Annotated in this window: 16 protein-coding genes and 1 tRNA gene; 8 read left to right on the top strand and 9 right to left on the bottom strand. The window is 62.4% G+C overall.

Annotation, left to right across the window (positions count from 1 at the left end):
- Window positions 1-7: 7 nt before the first annotated feature.
- On the bottom strand, window positions 8-658 hold the full coding sequence (locus FW756_RS09850) for a TetR/AcrR family transcriptional regulator (protein WP_446429970.1): 651 nt from the start codon (window positions 656-658) through the stop codon (window positions 8-10).
- Between the two features lie 81 nt (window positions 659-739).
- Here FW756_RS09850 and FW756_RS09845 point away from each other — a divergent pair, with 81 nt between their 5' ends.
- Genes FW756_RS09845 through FW756_RS09835 form a run of 3 tightly spaced genes read left to right on the top strand, consistent with a single transcriptional unit; the run spans window position 740 to window position 2,938 of the window.
- Window positions 740-2,116: an MFS transporter gene (locus tag FW756_RS09845; RefSeq protein WP_446429969.1), complete on the top strand. Its 1,377-nt coding sequence runs from the start codon at window positions 740-742 to the stop codon at window positions 2,114-2,116.
- Window positions 2,117-2,159: 43 nt separating this feature from the next.
- Window positions 2,160-2,621: a GNAT family N-acetyltransferase gene (locus FW756_RS09840; protein WP_446429968.1), complete on the top strand. Its 462-nt coding sequence runs from the start codon at window positions 2,160-2,162 to the stop codon at window positions 2,619-2,621.
- Entirely contained in the window at window positions 2,621-2,938 is a 318-nt protein-coding gene (locus tag FW756_RS09835; protein ID WP_446429967.1) for a hypothetical protein, read from the top strand. The genes FW756_RS09840 and FW756_RS09835 overlap by 1 nt, the downstream gene beginning before the upstream one ends.
- On the opposite strand, the gene FW756_RS09830 is transcribed toward FW756_RS09835, so the two are convergent.
- Together FW756_RS09830 and FW756_RS09825 are read right to left on the bottom strand one after the other, a co-directional pair.
- The gene (locus FW756_RS09830) at window positions 2,904-3,470 is read right to left on the bottom strand and encodes a dihydrofolate reductase family protein (RefSeq protein ID WP_446429966.1); all 567 of its coding nucleotides are present in this window, start codon (window positions 3,468-3,470) and stop codon (window positions 2,904-2,906) included. The two genes, FW756_RS09835 and FW756_RS09830, sit on opposite strands and share 35 nt — an antisense overlap.
- 72 nt (window positions 3,471-3,542) lie before the next feature.
- Window positions 3,543-4,181: an HAD family hydrolase gene (locus tag FW756_RS09825; RefSeq protein WP_446429965.1), complete on the bottom strand. Its 639-nt coding sequence runs from the start codon at window positions 4,179-4,181 to the stop codon at window positions 3,543-3,545.
- 108 nt (window positions 4,182-4,289) lie between these two features.
- Between FW756_RS09825 and FW756_RS09820 the strand changes: the two genes are divergently transcribed.
- From FW756_RS09820 to FW756_RS09800, 5 genes are all read left to right on the top strand, one after another.
- Window positions 4,290-5,051 (top strand): phosphotransferase, encoded by a 762-nt coding sequence (locus tag FW756_RS09820; protein WP_446429964.1) that lies wholly within the window; start codon window positions 4,290-4,292, stop codon window positions 5,049-5,051.
- A gap of 188 nt (window positions 5,052-5,239) precedes the next feature.
- Window positions 5,240-6,031, top strand: a complete 792-nt coding sequence (locus FW756_RS09815) for a siderophore-interacting protein (RefSeq protein WP_446429963.1) — start codon at window positions 5,240-5,242, stop codon at window positions 6,029-6,031.
- Window positions 6,032-6,042: 11 nt separating this feature from the next.
- Window positions 6,043-7,767, top strand: a complete 1,725-nt coding sequence (locus tag FW756_RS09810) for an ABC transporter transmembrane domain-containing protein (protein ID WP_446429962.1) — start codon at window positions 6,043-6,045, stop codon at window positions 7,765-7,767.
- On the top strand, window positions 7,764-9,587 hold the full coding sequence (locus tag FW756_RS09805; protein ID WP_446429961.1) for an ABC transporter ATP-binding protein: 1,824 nt from the start codon (window positions 7,764-7,766) through the stop codon (window positions 9,585-9,587). Before FW756_RS09810 ends, FW756_RS09805 begins: the two co-directional genes overlap by 4 nt.
- Before the next feature lie 144 nt (window positions 9,588-9,731).
- Window positions 9,732-9,805, top strand: a tRNA-Pro gene (locus FW756_RS09800).
- Between the two features lie 150 nt (window positions 9,806-9,955).
- On the opposite strand, the gene FW756_RS09795 is transcribed toward FW756_RS09800, so the two are convergent.
- The 6 genes from FW756_RS09795 to FW756_RS09770 all read right to left on the bottom strand — a co-directional run bounded on the left by FW756_RS09795 (window position 9,956) and on the right by FW756_RS09770 (window position 16,527).
- On the bottom strand, window positions 9,956-10,912 hold the full coding sequence (locus tag FW756_RS09795; RefSeq protein WP_446429960.1) for a tyrosine-type recombinase/integrase: 957 nt from the start codon (window positions 10,910-10,912) through the stop codon (window positions 9,956-9,958).
- Window positions 10,913-11,693: 781 nt separating this feature from the next.
- Entirely contained in the window at window positions 11,694-12,176 is a 483-nt protein-coding gene (locus FW756_RS09790; RefSeq protein ID WP_446429959.1) for a hypothetical protein, read from the bottom strand.
- A 34-nt stretch (window positions 12,177-12,210) separates the two neighbouring features.
- The gene (locus FW756_RS09785; RefSeq protein ID WP_446429958.1) at window positions 12,211-13,440 is read right to left on the bottom strand and encodes a hypothetical protein; all 1,230 of its coding nucleotides are present in this window, start codon (window positions 13,438-13,440) and stop codon (window positions 12,211-12,213) included.
- A gap of 83 nt (window positions 13,441-13,523) precedes the next feature.
- Entirely contained in the window at window positions 13,524-14,969 is a 1,446-nt protein-coding gene (locus tag FW756_RS09780) for a HipA domain-containing protein (RefSeq protein WP_446429957.1), read from the bottom strand.
- The gene (locus tag FW756_RS09775) at window positions 14,966-15,217 is read right to left on the bottom strand and encodes a helix-turn-helix domain-containing protein (protein WP_446429956.1); all 252 of its coding nucleotides are present in this window, start codon (window positions 15,215-15,217) and stop codon (window positions 14,966-14,968) included. The genes FW756_RS09780 and FW756_RS09775 overlap by 4 nt, the downstream gene beginning before the upstream one ends.
- Before the next feature lie 92 nt (window positions 15,218-15,309).
- Window positions 15,310-16,527 (bottom strand): glycerate kinase family protein, encoded by a 1,218-nt coding sequence (locus FW756_RS09770; RefSeq protein ID WP_446429955.1) that lies wholly within the window; start codon window positions 16,525-16,527, stop codon window positions 15,310-15,312.
- Between the last annotated feature and the right edge of the window lie 49 nt (window positions 16,528-16,576).

Below are 16,576 nucleotides of genomic sequence, written 5' to 3'. Positions count from 1 at the left end.
CGGCGAATTACCGCTGCGGATCGCTGTTGAAGCTCACCCAGTCATCCCAGCTCAGCGCGGTACCACGTTGTGGTGCCGCGCCGCGGGCGATCTGCTGGAGACCAGCCAAATAGAGGTCGAGCTGCCTGAGGTGTAGTGGGGTGGCATTCGCCTGGGGGACCGCGAGGTGGGGGCGAAGGTGCGCGATTGCGAGCATGAGTTCACCGGCCGTGTAGTCGGCGGGTGCGTTGCCGCGGTTGCGATCCGCCGCAACGAGGGTCTCAAGCGCCTCACCGAGCCGTGCGGCTGCCGCGTCGATCTCAGGGGTCGTTGGTAGCCGCTGACCAAAGGTCGTCGCGAGCGGGTTCGCGGCCTCTTCGAGGTGACGCGTGAGGAATCGAGCGATCGTTGACTGCGGGGCTTCTGCGATGACCTCTTCGGCGATACGAATGACGTCTTCGAGTGCGAGGAGGCGCAGCGCATGCACGAGATCGTCTTTCGAGCCGTAGCGCCGATAGATCGAAGCGACGCCGACGCCAGCGCGCTGCGCAATGGTCGCAGTTGATGCCTGGAAGCCCTGCTCTGCAAATACATCGCGCGCTGCTTCGAGCACTGCTCGATCGTTGGCGCGGGCTTCTTTGGCGCGACCGCGATCGACAGTGGGTTCGCTGGAACTCATGACTCCAGGGTAGCGGGGCGCGGGCAAAACGCGTAGATTGATCGGAACGGAATGATCCGCTCCGATTAAGAAAGCTGTGACATGACCACACCCCACACCCGCCAACTCGATGCCGCGCACAGCAGCACCGGGCTCTTGCCTGCACTGCTGTGCGCAGTGCTGTCGTACTCGCTCATGCAAACGCTGCTGGTGCCTGCGCTGCCAGAAATCGTTGCGAGTCTCGGGCTCGATGCCGCGGGTGGCGGCTGGGTGCTCACCGCATACCTTTTGAGCGGGGCGATCGCAGCTCCGATTCTCGGTGCGCTCGGCGATGCCTACGGTCACCGTCGACTTTTGCTCTGGTCAATGGGGGCGTTTGTGGTGGGCAGCGCGCTCTGCGTGGTTGGCGGCGCCTTCCCGCTCTTCCTCGCTGGGCGAGTGTTGCAGGGTGCCTCGACCGCGTCATTCCCGCTCGCGCTCGCAATCGTGCGTCGTCACCTACCGAGTGACCGACAGCCCGCGGCGGTCGGGTGGCTGAGTGGCACGCTCGGCCTTGGGGCAGGTGCGGCGTTGGTTATTGGCGGGTTTATCGCTGAGGCACTGACCTGGGAGTGGCTCTTCGTTGTCGGGGTCGTGCTCGGTGCGCTGAGTATGGTGCTTGTTGCCTGCTGGGTGCCACGTTCGCCCCGCAGCGGATCGGCACGCACTCGCCTCGACTGGGTTGGCGCGAGCTTGCTTGCGCTCACGTTGTCAGCGTTGTTGCTCGCGGTCTCGCAGGGGAGTAGCTGGGGTTGGGCGAGCCCAGTAGTGCTTGGGCTCGCGGCATTTGCGGTGTTGGCGGCGGTCTTGCTGTGGGTGGTCGAGCAACGAGTGCAACACCCGCTCGTTGACGTGCGGGTGTTGTCAAAGCCAGCGCTGATCAGTGTGAACCTGCTCACGCTGCTGCTCGGCTTCATTCCATATCTGTTCTATGTTGGCCTGCCCGCAATCTTCCAGGCGCTACAGCCACACGGCTTCGGCATGGATGTTGCGCAGACCGGATTCGCGATGCTGCCAGGCGCAATTCTGGTGTTTCTCGGTGGGCGCATGACGCCAAAACTCCTCACCAAGCTGCGCCCAGGCGTCGTAGGAATGATCGCGCTCGCCGCAATGGGCGTCGGCAGCGTGGGGGCCGCGGTGTGCGTGAGTTCACTGCCTGCGCTCATCGGATTCTTCGCGTTGGTCGGTCTCGGAAATGGTTTGGGCTTTGCGCTCGCCGCAGACCTGGTATCGCGCCTCGTGCCGCGTGACGAAATCGCGGCAGCAGTTGGGGTGAACGGCGTGCTCCGCACGGTTGGATCGGCATTTGGCACCCCGATTACGATGCTCATTCTTGCGAGCGGCGTGACGCACGATACAAGTCTGTTGCTGTTCACGGTTGCCACCGTCGCCGCGATGGTGGGCATGGTGACTGCGGCGACGATCCGCACCCCAAAATAGGCGCGGATCGGCCCAGCTGCCGGGGAGCCGGTACGATCGGCCCATGCCTCTTCAGCAATCGATCTCAGTGCGTCCGATTGAGCGCACAGACTGGCAGTGGATCAGTGACTGGTTCACTGACGAGACGCTCGACCGTGAGCTTGGCCCGCTAGACGCTGAGTGGCTTGCATACGTGCTCGCAGAGACTCAGGGCGCGCAGTTGGTCTGCCTTGACCACGCTGGTGAGCCGGTTGCGCTGATTGGGTGCGTGTGGGATCCGGAGGGCGAAGAACACGGAATTACCGATCTTGCGGTGAATCCACGCAGACGCGGCGAAGGCATCGGGCGGCGCGCGCTTGCGTCCGCGCTTGCGTGGGAGGCACACCCACCCGCGCGGCAATGGGTGGCGTTTGTCGATCTTGAAAACGAACCAGCGAAACGGTTCTTTGCCGCAATTGGGTGGACTCACGAGGGGCGCGATGATGACGACATGGAACAGTTTGTGCTGAGCGGTGGTGCTCGCTAATGGCAAGCGGAACCTGGGCGCTCATTGCCGGTCTCGCTGTGCTCGCGGTGGTTGGAATGCGGTACCTGCGCGAACTCTATGCGCTCGGAACGCCGACTGCGCGCGAGTTCGTTGTGGCGCGCAATGCGATGCTTGTGCCAGCGATGTGCACCGCCGGGGGTTTGCTCGTGCTGGTGTTGCTCAGTGATCCGCTGCCGGTGCTTGTGCCATGGCTGCCATCTGTGCTCGCGCTCGGCGCCTGTGGCGGTGGCGCTTGGGCGCTTGAGCGGGGTCGCCTGGCGCTTAAGCGTGCGCGGAGTGCAGCACGCGATACGTGATCCGCACCAGGCCATCGGACTCGACGTGGGTGCCCGCGACCGCAAGTTCTGCCTGATCGCCGTCACCAAAGAGTCTTGATCCGCCGCCGATGACGATCGGCAGGATCGAGACGGTGAGTTCGTCGAGCAAGCCGAGCGCGAGGCAGGCCTGCACCGTGCGTCCGCCGTCGAAGTACACCTCACGTGCGCCTGCGGTGTCGAGTGCTTGGCGCAGTTCGTCCATCGAGCGCACGACGGTTACTCGGTCGTCGGTGGCTGCGAGCGTGGTGCTGAGCACGAACACCCGCAGTATCCCGTACGGCCAGTCGCCGAACGTCAGTACCTTTTCATAGGTCGTGCGGCCAAGTACGAGTGTGTCGATGGCGGGGAAGAAAGTCTCCCAGGTGAGTGCCGGGTGCGCGCTCTCGATCGTGACGTGTTGGCCCGCGCCGGGTGCTGACTCCAGAAACGACAGGTCGCCTCCGGGGCCTGCGATGTAGCCGTCGAGGCTCATGCCGAGAAATGCGCGTCCGTGCCAAGTGCGTGTCGTCATTTTCTGAACAGCTCCAAATGGGTGTCGAGGGTGTGCGAAATGGAAGTGTCGTCGCCGCTGGTGGTTCTGGTACTAACTTGAGCAAGCGACCAGACTACGCGCCTCCGAGTACGCCGCCCAGAGATCGTCACCGCGATAGTGCATGCTGCTTCGTGCGCTCAGCGCTTCGCTCGCGTTGATGGCAACCGTGTGAGTGAGGGTTGCAAAAAGCGGCATATCTGACAGTGAGTCGCCGTAGGCCACGCAGTCTGAGCGGTTGAAGCCATAGCGTGTGAGGAGTTCGTCAGTGATGAGCACCTTCGACTCTGGAACAAGAATGCGGTCGGGGTTTGGCGCCTGGGTGAGGGGAAGCGCAGGGAACACCGAACCCGCAATGTGGTCGAACCCAAATCGGGTGAGTTTGTTGGCAAAGAATGTCGGCGTCATCGTGATGAGCGCCGAGCGTTCGCCGCGCTCCGAAATATCGGTGATCACGCGCTCAATGCCCGACATGAATGGAGCGGTGCAGAAAGCTGCTTCGACGGTTGCGTCATCAAGTCCACGCCACAGTGCACCGATCGCCTGCGCAAATCCCTTGGTGTCGAGCGCGCCCGCAGCAAAGTCGGCTTCGAGCGCGTGAAGATCGCTCAGTGTCCCGTTGGTGCGCGCGATCTCAATGCTTGCGGTCGTACCGCGCAGAAGTGTTCCGTCGAGATCAAATACGTGCAACATGTGGAGCTCCTTCTGTGTGCCTGTGTCACGGTCATCACCACGACAAGCATTGGCACAGCTGGGCACCATGCTACTCACTGCATCAGCCGCGGAAGATACACTGCGGGAATGCTCGAACTTGCAGGCGCGCCCACAGGGCCCGTTGACGTACCCGAAACCGTACTCGCCGCGCTTGCAGACGAAGGCGTTGTGAATCCCGAGCTGACTGCGGTCTGGCAGAACTCGGTGGGCGGGCTGACGTTCGCCGTGCGCCCGGAACGTGGCGCAGGCGAGCCCCACCTGTTCGTGAAATGGAACCCACTCTCCTCGGGCGAATCGCTCGCAGCCGAGGCCGACCGGCTTGGCTGGCTTGCCGGGATCCACCCGGTGCCACAGATCGTCGCGCTCGCCGCAACGCACGGGGATGAGGCGCTCATCACACACGCACTCCCCGGGGTTTCTGCTGTTGATCCGCGTTGGCAGGCCGATCCCAATACGGCACTTCGCGGGCTCGGTGAGGGGCTCCGAAAGCTGCACGAGCTGCCGGTTGATGACTGCCCGTTTGACTGGGGCGTCCGGCATCGCATGATCACTGACGGAATCCCCGACGGAGCCGTGCCTGAGGCGCCGCCGATCGACAAACTTGTCGTGTGCCACGGTGATCCGTGTGCGCCGAACACCCTGCTCGACACATCTGGCGCCTTCCTCGCGCACGTTGATACCGCGCGAGTCGGGGCCGCGGATCGATGGGCGGATCTCGCCGTCATGACACTCTCGTTCGAATGGAACTACAAGAACTACGACGAACGGGTGTTCTGGGACGCTTACGGTGTTGCACCGGATGCTGAGCGGATTGCCTACTACCGCGCACTGTGGAACGCCGGTGAGTGACCCTCACGTTCTGGTGGCATAAAGTCGGAACACCTTGTCCTGAGCGCGATACCGTCTCTGCGTACGGTGGGAGGGTATCTATCCACGGCGGTAACGTAGCGACAGTAGCGACTGCCTGACGCACACACCCCGTGGATTCGCACGCGGCGGCACATGAAGCGCTGCAAGAGTTACGCAGGACATTTGACATGGCTATTCCCTGTTCCCCAGCCCGTGTGGTGAGCATCACCCAGCTCTCGCCGCACATGCGACGCATCGAATTTGAAGCAGTTGGAGCGTGGCGTTGGTTCCTTGACGGCATCGGGGATGAGCGCGTCGACATCGCGATCCCACGCCCTGGTGAGACGGTTGCCGAGCTTGAAACGTTCAATTCACCCGAGTATGGGCACGGCTGGGAAGGCGAAGAACCGCCCTGGCGGCACTACACGATGCGTGCGGTGCGTGACGGTGGAAAGCGTTTCGACATAGACTTCGTGATTCACGAAGGAGGAGTCGCGTCTGACTGGGCTTCGCGAGCCGAGCCTGGCCATGTTATTGGGGTATTCACGAGTAGTGATGAGCCGTCCTCTTATTACGGGCCAGCTGACGACACCGAGTTTCAGTTGCTCGTAGCTGACGCAACTGGCCTCCCTGGTCTCGGGCGAATTCTTGAGCAACTTCCCGCAGACGCTCATGCCAGGGCGATTATCGAGGTAGCAACCGAGGCCGACGTGCTCCCATTGACCACCGCAGCTACAGTCGAAATCACCTGGCTCGTTGGCAGCGGAAACGGATTCGCACCGAGTGATCTCGCTAAGACCGTTGCGCAATTCGAACAACCCAACGGCCCTTGGTACGCCTGGATCGCATGTGAAGCCGCAACGAGTCGCGCCATTCGTTCAGACCTTCGTGCACGTCTTGGGCTCGCTCGGAACCGGCATCACGCAATCGGCTACTGGACACAGAATCTCTCAGGAGATCGCCCAGCAGACATCGGGTGAGCATGGGCTATTTGTCTACGCGAGGGCAAGGAAACCGGAACTCAACCACGCCGCGCGTACCGAACCTCCTGCGGATCGCCCTCGCAAACGACAAACGCGACAGGCGGCTCGCAGCCGCAACATTCGGCCTCATGCTGCATCAGGCCTCGGAAGCCGCCGTACCGATCCTCATCGGAATCATCATCGACCGGGCAATCGAGCCGGGCAGCCTCACACAGTTGTTGCTGTGGATCGGCGTGCTCGGTGCGACGTTCTTGGTGCTGTCGCTGAGTTATCAACGATCCGCGCGCGCCATGGTGAGCGTGTTTGGGTTCGGTGAACACGACCTCAGGCAGCTTGCGGCGTCGCGGGTGCTGCATCCGCGTGGAGTGCTCGGCAGACGCCACCCAGGTGAACTGTTGTCCATCGCGACGAGTGACACCGGTCGCGTCGCGGGGATCGCCTGGAGCATCGCGCAACAGGCGGCGACCGTGACTGCCGTGCTGTCAGCAACCATCGCCCTGCTCGTCATTTCGGTGCCCCTCGGCGTCGGGGTCGGACTCGGCGCAGTACTTGTGCTGCTGCTCATGCAGTGGCTGGCAAGGCCGTTGGAACGCGCAGGATCCGCCGAGCAAGCCGCAGTCGGCCACGCAAGCGAGATCGCCACCGACGCGCTCGCAGGGTTGCGAGTCATCCACGGCCTTGGCGCGCAGGCCGAAATGCAGCGCAGATACGGTCGTGTGAGCACCGAATCACGCGACCGCGCAATCAGCGCCTCGCGCCTGTTGGTGACGTATCAATCGGTGAGTACCCTCATTTCCATTGTGTACCTCGCGGTGCTCGCGCTCGCCGCAGGCTGGCTCGCATTGCAAGGGCGGATCACGCCAGGGCAACTCGTCACCGTCGTCGGCCTCGCACAGTTCTTGCAGGGTTCACTCGCCCACGTCGGCACCTTCGGAGCCAACTGGGCGCACAAGCGGGCCTCAAGCAAACGCCTGCGAGAGCTGCTCGAAACAGAGTACGCGCTGCCAGCGGGAGATACGAATCTCGGTGAAGGTCAAGGCTCGGGCGGCTTCGATGCATCGCCAGTGCTGCTCAGCTGGACGCCGCCACAGGGCGCACCGCTAGAGGTGCACCCGAGTGACAGCCTGCTGGGGGTGCGTGTTGATACTCCGGCAGAAGCGCGAGCGATCTCTGCCGCCCTCGGCTTCCGCACGCCGCTCGGCCCCGGCGAATTACAATTCTGCGGCACCGACGCATGCGCACTCGGCCCAGAACGCATGGCGGCCTGCGCGCTCGCGCCCCCGCACGACGCAGCGCTCTTCACCGGAACACTGCGGGAGAACGTGGTGCGAAGCGGATCCGCCGACCTCTCAGACCGCGCGCTCGCCGCGGCCGAACTTTACGAAGTGCTTGATCATCTGGGCCATGCCGACGCACCAATTGGTGCTGGTGGGCGACGACTCTCGGGCGGGCAGCGTCAGCGCGTCTTGCTCGCTCGCGCACTGCACTCAGATGCCGACGTCGTGGTGCTTGACGAGCCGACGAGCGCGCTGGATCCCATCACCGAACAGCGCGTGGCCGACGGCCTGCGCGGGCTCGGACGTCCGATCGTGGTTGTCACCTCGAGCCCCATTCTGCTCGCAGCGTGCGCGCGCGTCGTGGATGGGCGCGCAGCGAACGGGCGCGCGGGTGCCAGCGCAGACCCGGCCCCAGCCCCAGCCTCACACGAACCACATGCAAAGGATCCGTCATGACGCCCGCAGCGAGCGCCCCCGACCAGTCGTCTGGCGCGGGACACGGACGCGGGTTGCCTCCGGCCCCGAACCTCATGCCAACCGCGAGCACCCGTGCGGCTGCGCGACTCGGACTTCAGCTCCTGTGGCGGAGGCGCACGATACTCATTCCAGCGGTCGTGCTCTTGCTCGCTGGCACGGCGTCGATGCTGTTGATCCCGCGATTACTCGGTGCGATTGTCGACGCGGTGGTTGCGGGGGAGCCGTTCTCGCAGGTGCTCTGGCTCGGTGGTGCGCTTGCGGGCGCGGGTATCGCGGCGGCGATGCTCGAAGGCATTGGCGGAGTCTTGCTCGTACGCTGCCTCCAATCAGCGCTCGCAGAACTGCGTGAGCTGGTCTTCGCTGCTGCGCTCGGGCTACCGCTTCGCCGGGTTGAAGACGCTGGCGATGCCGACCTCATCTCGCGCGTGACAAACGATGTCGAAGCGATCACCGAGGCGATATCTGGCGTCATTCCGCTCTGCGTGCGGTCGCTCTTCACCATCGCACTCACGGTGTTTGGTCTCGCGCTGCTGAACCCCTGGCTCGCGCTTGCTGCGCTTGCGGCTGTGCCGATTCAGGTCGTGAGCACGTTCGTGTTCATGCGTCGGTCGCGCCCACTTTACGCACGACTGCGGCGTGAAGAGGCAGAGCGCGGACGCGTCTTCGTCGAAGCTGTCTCAGGGGCAGACACCGTGCGGGCGTACGGAACGCGTGATTCGCATCTTGACCGCATTGCTCACGCAAGTGAGACGGCGGTGCACACGCACCTGGAGACCGCGCGTGCGCGCAACATCTTCATCGGCGGCCTGAATGCCGCGGAGTTTGTCGGTCTCGCAGCCGTGCTCGCCGTCGGCTTCGTGCTCGCGACCACGACGGGGCTATCGGTTGGCGCGGTGACTGCGGCCGCACTGTACTTCCACCGGCTGTTCGGACCCATCGGCGATCTGCTCGGCAGCATGGACGATCTGCAGCGCGCACTCGCAGGTCTGCAACGCCTCGCTGGGGTGGTGCAGGCCGTACCCGAGCCGGAACCAGGGGCGGCCGACGGCACGCGTGATCCTGACTTCACGAATGTCACCGATGCTTCGGTCGAACTTCGCGCCGTTGGCTACCGCTACGGCGGAGAAGCCGTGCGCGACGCCTTACAAGAGGTGACGCTCACGATCCCCGCTGGCGACACTGTCGCGCTCATTGGCAGCTCTGGCTCTGGCAAGAGCACGATTGCGCGGCTCATTGCTGGCTTTGATGATCCGTTGCGCGGATCCGTGAGCATCGGCGGCGCCCTGGCAGGCGAGGCGATGCACGCGGGACGTCCCGCAGTGATGCTTGTCGCGCAAGAGACCTACCTGTTCTCGGGCACGATTGCTGACAATGTGCGGATCGCTGCGCCCCACGCAACAGATGCAGAACTTGTTGCAGCGCTTGCCCGCGTGGGCTGTGACGTCGCGCGTTTCGATGGTGGACTCGACGCGACGCTTAGTGCATCGGTCAGCCACCGGGACGCGCAGCAGATTGCGCTGGCCCGGGTGCTGCTCGCTGATCCGCCCGTCGTCGTGCTCGACGAAGCCGGGTCGCAGGCGGGTGCCGATGGTGTGCTCACGCGCGCCATTGTGGAGGTGACGCGTGATCGCACCGCCGTCGTCATCGCGCACCACATGGAGCAGGTTGCTGGAGCCGAGACTGTTGTTGTGTGCGCGGATGGCCGGATCGTGGAATCTGGTGCGCCCGCGGAACTTCGCGAGCGCGAGGGCGGGGCGTTTGCGCGGTTGTGGCAGATGTCACGCGGTGGTCGGGGGTGACGGTTTTTCTGGGCGTGACTCTTTATGTGAGACCGGGCACGCGGAGGGGTGTGCGGTCGTTGGTGAGGTCGTTGGTGAGCCAGTGCGGCGCAGGTTTCAGCGAGGGCGTGAGAATGTACTAAGATGGGGGAGTTGCCTCGGCAACGGGCTGTGGCGCAGTTTGGTAGCGCACTTGACTGGGGGTCAAGGGGTCGCAGGTTCAAATCCTGTCAGCCCGACTAAGAGAAAAGTTACTGACCAGAAGGATTTTCTCGGTCGTTCACCTGGGTGGTATACCAGCGCTGAAGGACTTTGGTGTACCCAATTTTGCAACGACTGAACCCCTTGACCAGACATGGTCAAGGGGTTCAGTCGTTTCTACGGCGTCGTCACTGCCTGAGGAAGTGCTGGTTCATCGATCGCGCTGCCGCGCGCAAAACGGAATTGTCAGGATGCAGGTACGCACGCGTCGTCTCGACGGAAGCATGCCCGAGAATGTCGCTCACCACATGAATCGGGACCCCCGCGTTCGCGAACCAGGTTGCACCCGAATGCCGCAGATCATGAAGGCGCAACCCCTGCAACCCCAGCGATGTAACCAGTTCATCCCAGCCGGTTGCAGTCCGCAAAGCTGCCGTCGTGATGACATCTCCGCGCGGACCCCGCAACAGGGGCGCATTGCGACGACGTTGCGTTGTGAGCCGTCGCAACACCGGTGCAACCGGCTCGATAATGGGCACAAGCCGCGCACGGCGCCCTTTCGGTGCTTTGACGCTCAGCCCGCCGGTTCCGGGGAAACACTGGCGCTCGATTGCGACGACTCCGTTCTCCCAATCCACATCCCGGACCAACAGGCCGGCAACTTCTGAAGTCCGTGCAGCAAGGAACGCACTCAGCATCACATGGTCGGAGTAACTCTGATGTGCCTCGGCGCATGCCACAGCAATCCGCTCCAAGTCTGTAGGCGAAGGCATCTGCTGAATCTGCTTGGGTGTTACTTGCATCCGGTGCCTCCGATTTGAACGGTCTCGCGCAGGGTTGCGAGTAATGAGCTCGTCGCGGGCTGCCTCATCAAGCACTCGGGTGAGCGCCGCAATCGTGTTCTTCAGCGTCGATGGAGAATGCTCGACCTCCCACACATCGATACACCGATCAACGGCGCCGACAGAGATCTCACGAATGCGGACATGGCCGAGCGTGGGTAGCACGCAAAGCCTTAGACCCGCCCTGTAGCCGCTCGCCGTAGAAGTCATATCGACGCCACGCAGGAAGCGATCCCCGATCAGACTTGCATAGTCACTCAGCGTGATCAGCGGATCCAAGGTCGGGTTGAACGACGAACGCATGAGCTCAAAGAACTTTTCTCCGCCTCGGACTCACTTTCGACGGTGATGGAACGACTTCTGCGCTGATGTGTGGCGGGATCCGTCCAACGCACTCGTGCACGAAATCGGGAACCACGAGGGCTGACATCAGCGCCAAACCGGGTTCCGAACGGAGGGAAGGAATGCTGAATGTTCATTCCAACGAGCATGTCGAATGAACTCCGACGCTTAACAAAGTGATGGCTCTAGTCCTGCAATTGGAACTCCGAGCGCTTGATGTCGGAGGCTACATCTAGCCTGTTGTTACTGGCTCCAAATGAACGGATAAGGAGGAAGGGTCATGAGTATTAAAGGGGTTCGTTGTCGAACGAAGCGAGATCCTATTGAATCGCGCGCGCAAGCGGCTGCGATTGCAAGTCGGGTGCAAAAAGGAGCATCTGCTGAGCAGTGCCCCTACTGCGGGTGGTGGCATGTGGTTGGCTGGGGCTCGCCGATTGAACGACCTTCGCAACCTAGGCGGCGCCGTTGAGTCCCAGGCCCGCGCCGGCTGCACAACGCAACTCCGCTGACAGAATTGAGTGGCAAATTGGAGCAGCTAGAGAGTGAGTGATGCGACGAAGATAAAGAAAAGGGTCATTGACAGGGCAGCGATCAAGCGTTCCATCGCGCGCACAACGCTGGAATCAGCGTGGCTTAAGCTGCGCTTCTACTAGTTGCGGTTCTCGGGATCCACCCGATCACGCTCCTCAAGCTAGTTGCGGTTTGGATTCGCGAGGCGCGGCGCGGCGTACCGCGCAGCTGACTAGAGAGCGGAATCAGGTGTCCAATCAGCGACTTTAGCGGTCGTGGTCATTCCGACTCCATCCGGCAGTAGTTCGAACTCCTGTCCTGGTGTGAGCGAATCTACGGTGACACCGGGTTCCAACCGTGCGCCTTCACGAGCTTCAGCCAGCGGATGAGGAATCGTGAACACGAGCCCAGCGAGTTTGACCTCGGGATGAATGACCGCGACGATGAGCCCGTTCCCATCTTCGAGTGGCGAAAGGACTCCCATTATGGAGGCACGCTCTGCTTCGTCTTCGGGAACTCTCATGCCGATTCTGGACCACGTTGCGTTGAGAGGTTCTCCTGCGTAGATCGAAGCCACACGATGCAGCGCGTTGATCTCTGCAAGCGTCGCGTCCTCAATATCTGGGAAACGAAGAGTCTCAAGAGTGTAGCCCTGCAGAATGCTGAGAGAGTTCGCGATGGGGAGCCCATATTCGATCATGAATTCTGGAAGCACGAAGTTCGGGAATGGTTTGATGAGAGGTTGACCATCAGGGATCAGTACGGCCGCGAGATCCCCATCGTCGAGCTGAGTGAGCGGCCAGAGCTCGTCCCGTACAGCGATTTGGGTCGAGCCCAGTCAGCGGCAGGGTTGTGATGTTCATTGAAACTTCGCCTGGTTTGAATCGGAGGTCGAGCTTGAACGTGCGCTCCTTCGATACTGCAACTATGTGTCGCCACCCCGTGCGGGCGCCTTCGGTGCGTGATTCGACGGTGAGTGGTGTCCGAACCTTGGTGCGTGAATGCTGGTCAGTGATGACCAGCGTCAACGGAGGAACCGCGTCAGGGCGTTCATCGGGGTGCACGATCGACAGCAACGTGTTTGCGAACTCGGGTGAACCAAACGGGCCACCGGTTTGCCGTGTTTGCACCGCAATGTTCGTGAATGGGGTACCCCAGTCCAGCCAAGCCTCCAGCTGCTTCTGATCCTCGGAACCTTCCTGCAAGGAGAACCGTGCGCTGATGTTAATTGGATCGAGTTCGTGTGCAGATGCCGATTTCGGGACGACAGTGTCGACGATCCAGTCACCGTTCTTGCCCTCACGAAACTGGTGCATTGCGGCGGGACCCTCCGGAATCGGAGGAAGTTCGCCCGGCGTCGGTGCGGCGATGACCGAGCGGCGGATCGAATAGTGGTCGCTGACAAGATCTCGGAGATCATCGAGCGCAGCTTCCCTGCGCTCGATCGCCTCCAGCGTCGAAATCGAGTCAGACAGTTCCACGGGGTTTCCAGCGAGTTGTGCCTTCGCGTTCACGTACTGTTCGAGAGCATTCGGGCCGTACTGGAAACGCTGCATCGTTGCCGGTGACTCATCGGCGGCAAGATTTAGCCAGGCTTCCCCGCGCCAATGCGTCGGGAATGCCGCCCCCGCCGTGAGTAGTCCGAACTCGATATACCTCTCCTCGGTTGGTGTCCAGGGAGTGACGAGATTGTATTCGGCGACAGCCAGGCTCTTCTCGACATACTTCGTGCAGAATCGCTTCCACGATCTCTTAACCTGCCCCCACTGGCTCGGTGAAAGCGGAGCCGCGAAACACTTCACCTGCCAGATGACGAGCCTATCTGGGGTCTCCAGCAAGATATCGATGCCACCATCCCCTTGCGAGGGATTCACTTGTCGCGCATTCGGATGCCGTGCGATGAGGAGCGTGGCAATGAGCGACTCGAGAGCTTCACCACCACGGTCAGCGAGCAGCATCGCCCAGGGATACCCCGACACTTCTACCTCCTCGTCATACTCGTGCTGACACGAGCGTCTCTGCAGATCCTATTTCCAGGCGTGCGCTGTGCGGGAGTCGCTTCCTAGCGTGACTGTCCGCGGTTTCGGTAGCTGCCGGTCTCCCAAAGGCCATTCTTCAGCTGTCCGGGCACCCACACGCGGTTGTGCCTGTCGCTCGTTCGATTGGACGGTGGATTGAACACAGGGGTATCAGCAATATCGGCCGAGGTCATCCGTGACGAGATCTCCATACCAAACTCCGTCTCGCGTTCTGCCATGCGCTTCACCCGGTCCGTCAGCATCTCCACGGGAAGCTCGTCGACCGCAGCATCGAGGGCGCTGGGGAGTCGGCGCTGCATCTCGACAAGCTGATCGTGGAACTCTCTTCGGTCCATGTGCAAGGTGTCGGCAGTACGAGCCAGATTTCGACCGGTAATCTGACGATAGGGCCGTTCTTTGCCGTACCGCACGGCGGCGGAACTCTTGAACCGCACGCGGTCCGCATTCCACATTCCATGTGCTGAGATGAGGTCGTAGGCTGGCGCGAGGCGCACCAGGTTGCCGCTGAGGATGAGGCTGTGATTCTTTGCATGCGCATCGACTCCTGCAGCGAGCAGGTTGAACGAGAGCAATCGTGCGAGGGCTATGCGATCGTTGTCCCGCCATCGTGGAGAGCTGTGTCCATCGACGACGGCGAGCATGTCGGCCATCGTCGGGCCGCCATGCTCCTCGTACTTCCGAGAGGGCAGAAACGACAAGGCCTGACAGAAGTCCTCTTGGTGTAGGCGAGTGACCGCTCCTTCCGGGCTGGTGAGGCGATCGTAGCGTTGCGTGACGAATGCCGGCAGGCCGTTGAAATCTTCGATCTCGACTGATGCGGTGGTGAGCCCTAGCTGCCGCGACGCGCGCATCGTGACGAACTCGACTGCCTGGACCTCGGCATTGGTGTGGCCTTGGACAGTGACCATGCCGGGTTTGACAATATGCGTGCTGGCCATGCGGCCGTTCGGCTCGAACCACTGTCCGTCGACTTGTGCGAGCGCGAACTTGCCCTGATTGCCGCCAAGGGAAAAACGGCTTTGATCTTCGTCGCTGTCGTCGACCCAATGGTCGGGGTCTTCGATGATCTCTTGGATCCGTTCGGCGATCCGCGCATCGGTGATCTGCGACTTGCTGCCGAGTTGAGAAGGCTCGGCACCCTGCGGCACAACTTGCACTGACCCGGGAGCGTCCTGCCCCATATGCCTCAGCAGCGTGAAGGGATCATTGCGCGTCTCTCCGAACTTAGCCGCCCACCGGTCTCGTACCTCCACCGCGTCCGGGAGCAGATTGGACAACCAAGGCATCACCTCACGCGGGCCGTGATGTTGCTGAACCAGCGGCATACTCACCGAGAGCGGAGTCGCTCCATGCGTACTGAAGTAAGCATCTTCGTAGGAGAACTCCACTTCATCAGTGGTGCCCCGCATAAGTGATCCCGCGTGCTTGCCGTCGAGCCAGAGATCGAGAACATCTGGATGTCTGCTCATGTCAGCTCCTCAAACATTGCGTCTAGGTGCGACGTATTCTGCATGGGGTCGAGATGTAGCTCGTAGCCGAACGCAGCCGCCACGTGCAGCACGGCTTCCAGAGATGGCACGAGTTTCCCTGACTCAAGTTCTTGCACCCACCTGCGGCTCATGCCTGTCTGGGTGCTGAGATCTTCTTGGGTCATTCCAGCGTTGACGCGTTGTGAGCGCACGAATTCCGCGAATGCTTTTGGTGATTGGACAAACACGGGGCCTCCTGGCATGCACAGTATCGTGTGCGAATGATGATACGCACATTATTCTGCGCTTTCAAGAGTTTGCGTAGAATAATGTGCATTCCCTACGCCGCGAGGGGTAGCGTGTGGCGCGCAGACAGCGCCGAACCCAGCAAGATCAGCCGCATGCTGCGCTCGGCTGCATCGCGCAGCAACGCTTCGCCTTCGGCGACCGCCTGCTCAAGTGGCATCGGTGAAGTGAGTATGGAAGCAATCGCGCCGATACCGATGTCGTGCACGTCAGGGGCGCCAGCGCCAAGCGTTCCTGCGATGCCCAGCACGGGAACCCCGAGCGTCTGCGCACGAAGCGCGATTTCGGCGGGAACCTTGCCCCGCGGCGTCTGCACGTCGATCGCCCCCTCCGCGGTGATGACAAGATCCGCCTCAGACATGAGTGCGGTGAGGTCACCGCGTGCGAGACTCGGATCAAGCAGTACCTCAAAACGGGGTGCCAGTCGCGCACCGAAAGCCGCGGCGAGTCCCGCCCCGAGGCCACCAGAGGCACCGGTGCCAGCTCCCAGTCGCAGGTCGATACTGCTGCCGTGCGGCGCATCGCGGGTGAGCAACGCTGCCCAGCGGTCGAGCGCGGCAGAGAGCTCCTCAACATCAGCGGGACTTGCCCCCTTCTGCGGCCCGAAGACGCGAGCGACCCCGCGCTCACCGCACAGCACATTGTGGATATTGCACGCGAGCACGATCTCGACCTCACTCAGGCGAAGGTGTACACCATCGAAGTCGAGGCGGGTTGCGCGAGAGAGTTCGGCGCCGCCGTGGGGCAGATCCGCGCCCTCGGCATCGAGAATGCGCACGCCGAGCGCCTGCAACGCCCCGGCTCCGCCATCGCTCGTGCCTGAATCACCGCAGCCAACAATGATGCGAGTTGCGCCAGAATCGAGGGCCGCGGCGATGAGTTCGCCGACGCCGTAGGTCGTGGTGCGCCCGGGGTCACGTTGGTCGCGGGGCACCAGGCTCAGCCCGGCTGCCGCGGCCATCTCAACAACGGCTGTGCCTGCAGCCGCCCCACCCAGGCGTGCCCAGTGCGCGTCGACCGGCGCCCCGACTGGGCCAGTGACGGTGAGGGGTTCGAGACGACCGCCGGTGGTCGCCGCGAGCACGCGCGCGGTGCCTTCACCGCCGTCTGGAACAGGGTACTCGTCGACATGAATCCCAGGAATGACCCGGCGGATCCCGGCGGCAATCGCGGCGGCAACCGCCTCGGCGCTCAGGCTCTCCTTAAAGCCGCTGGGTGCAACGAGGATGCGCTGGGGAATACGAATAGACATGGTGATCTCCTTGATCAGACGGTGAAATCGGGTACGCCGAGCACCGGTA

It is taken from the genome of Leucobacter sp. 1207-22, assembly GCF_052850455.1.
Note: the sequence above shows the minus strand (reverse complement) of the source record. Positions and strands in the feature narration are given on the sequence as shown.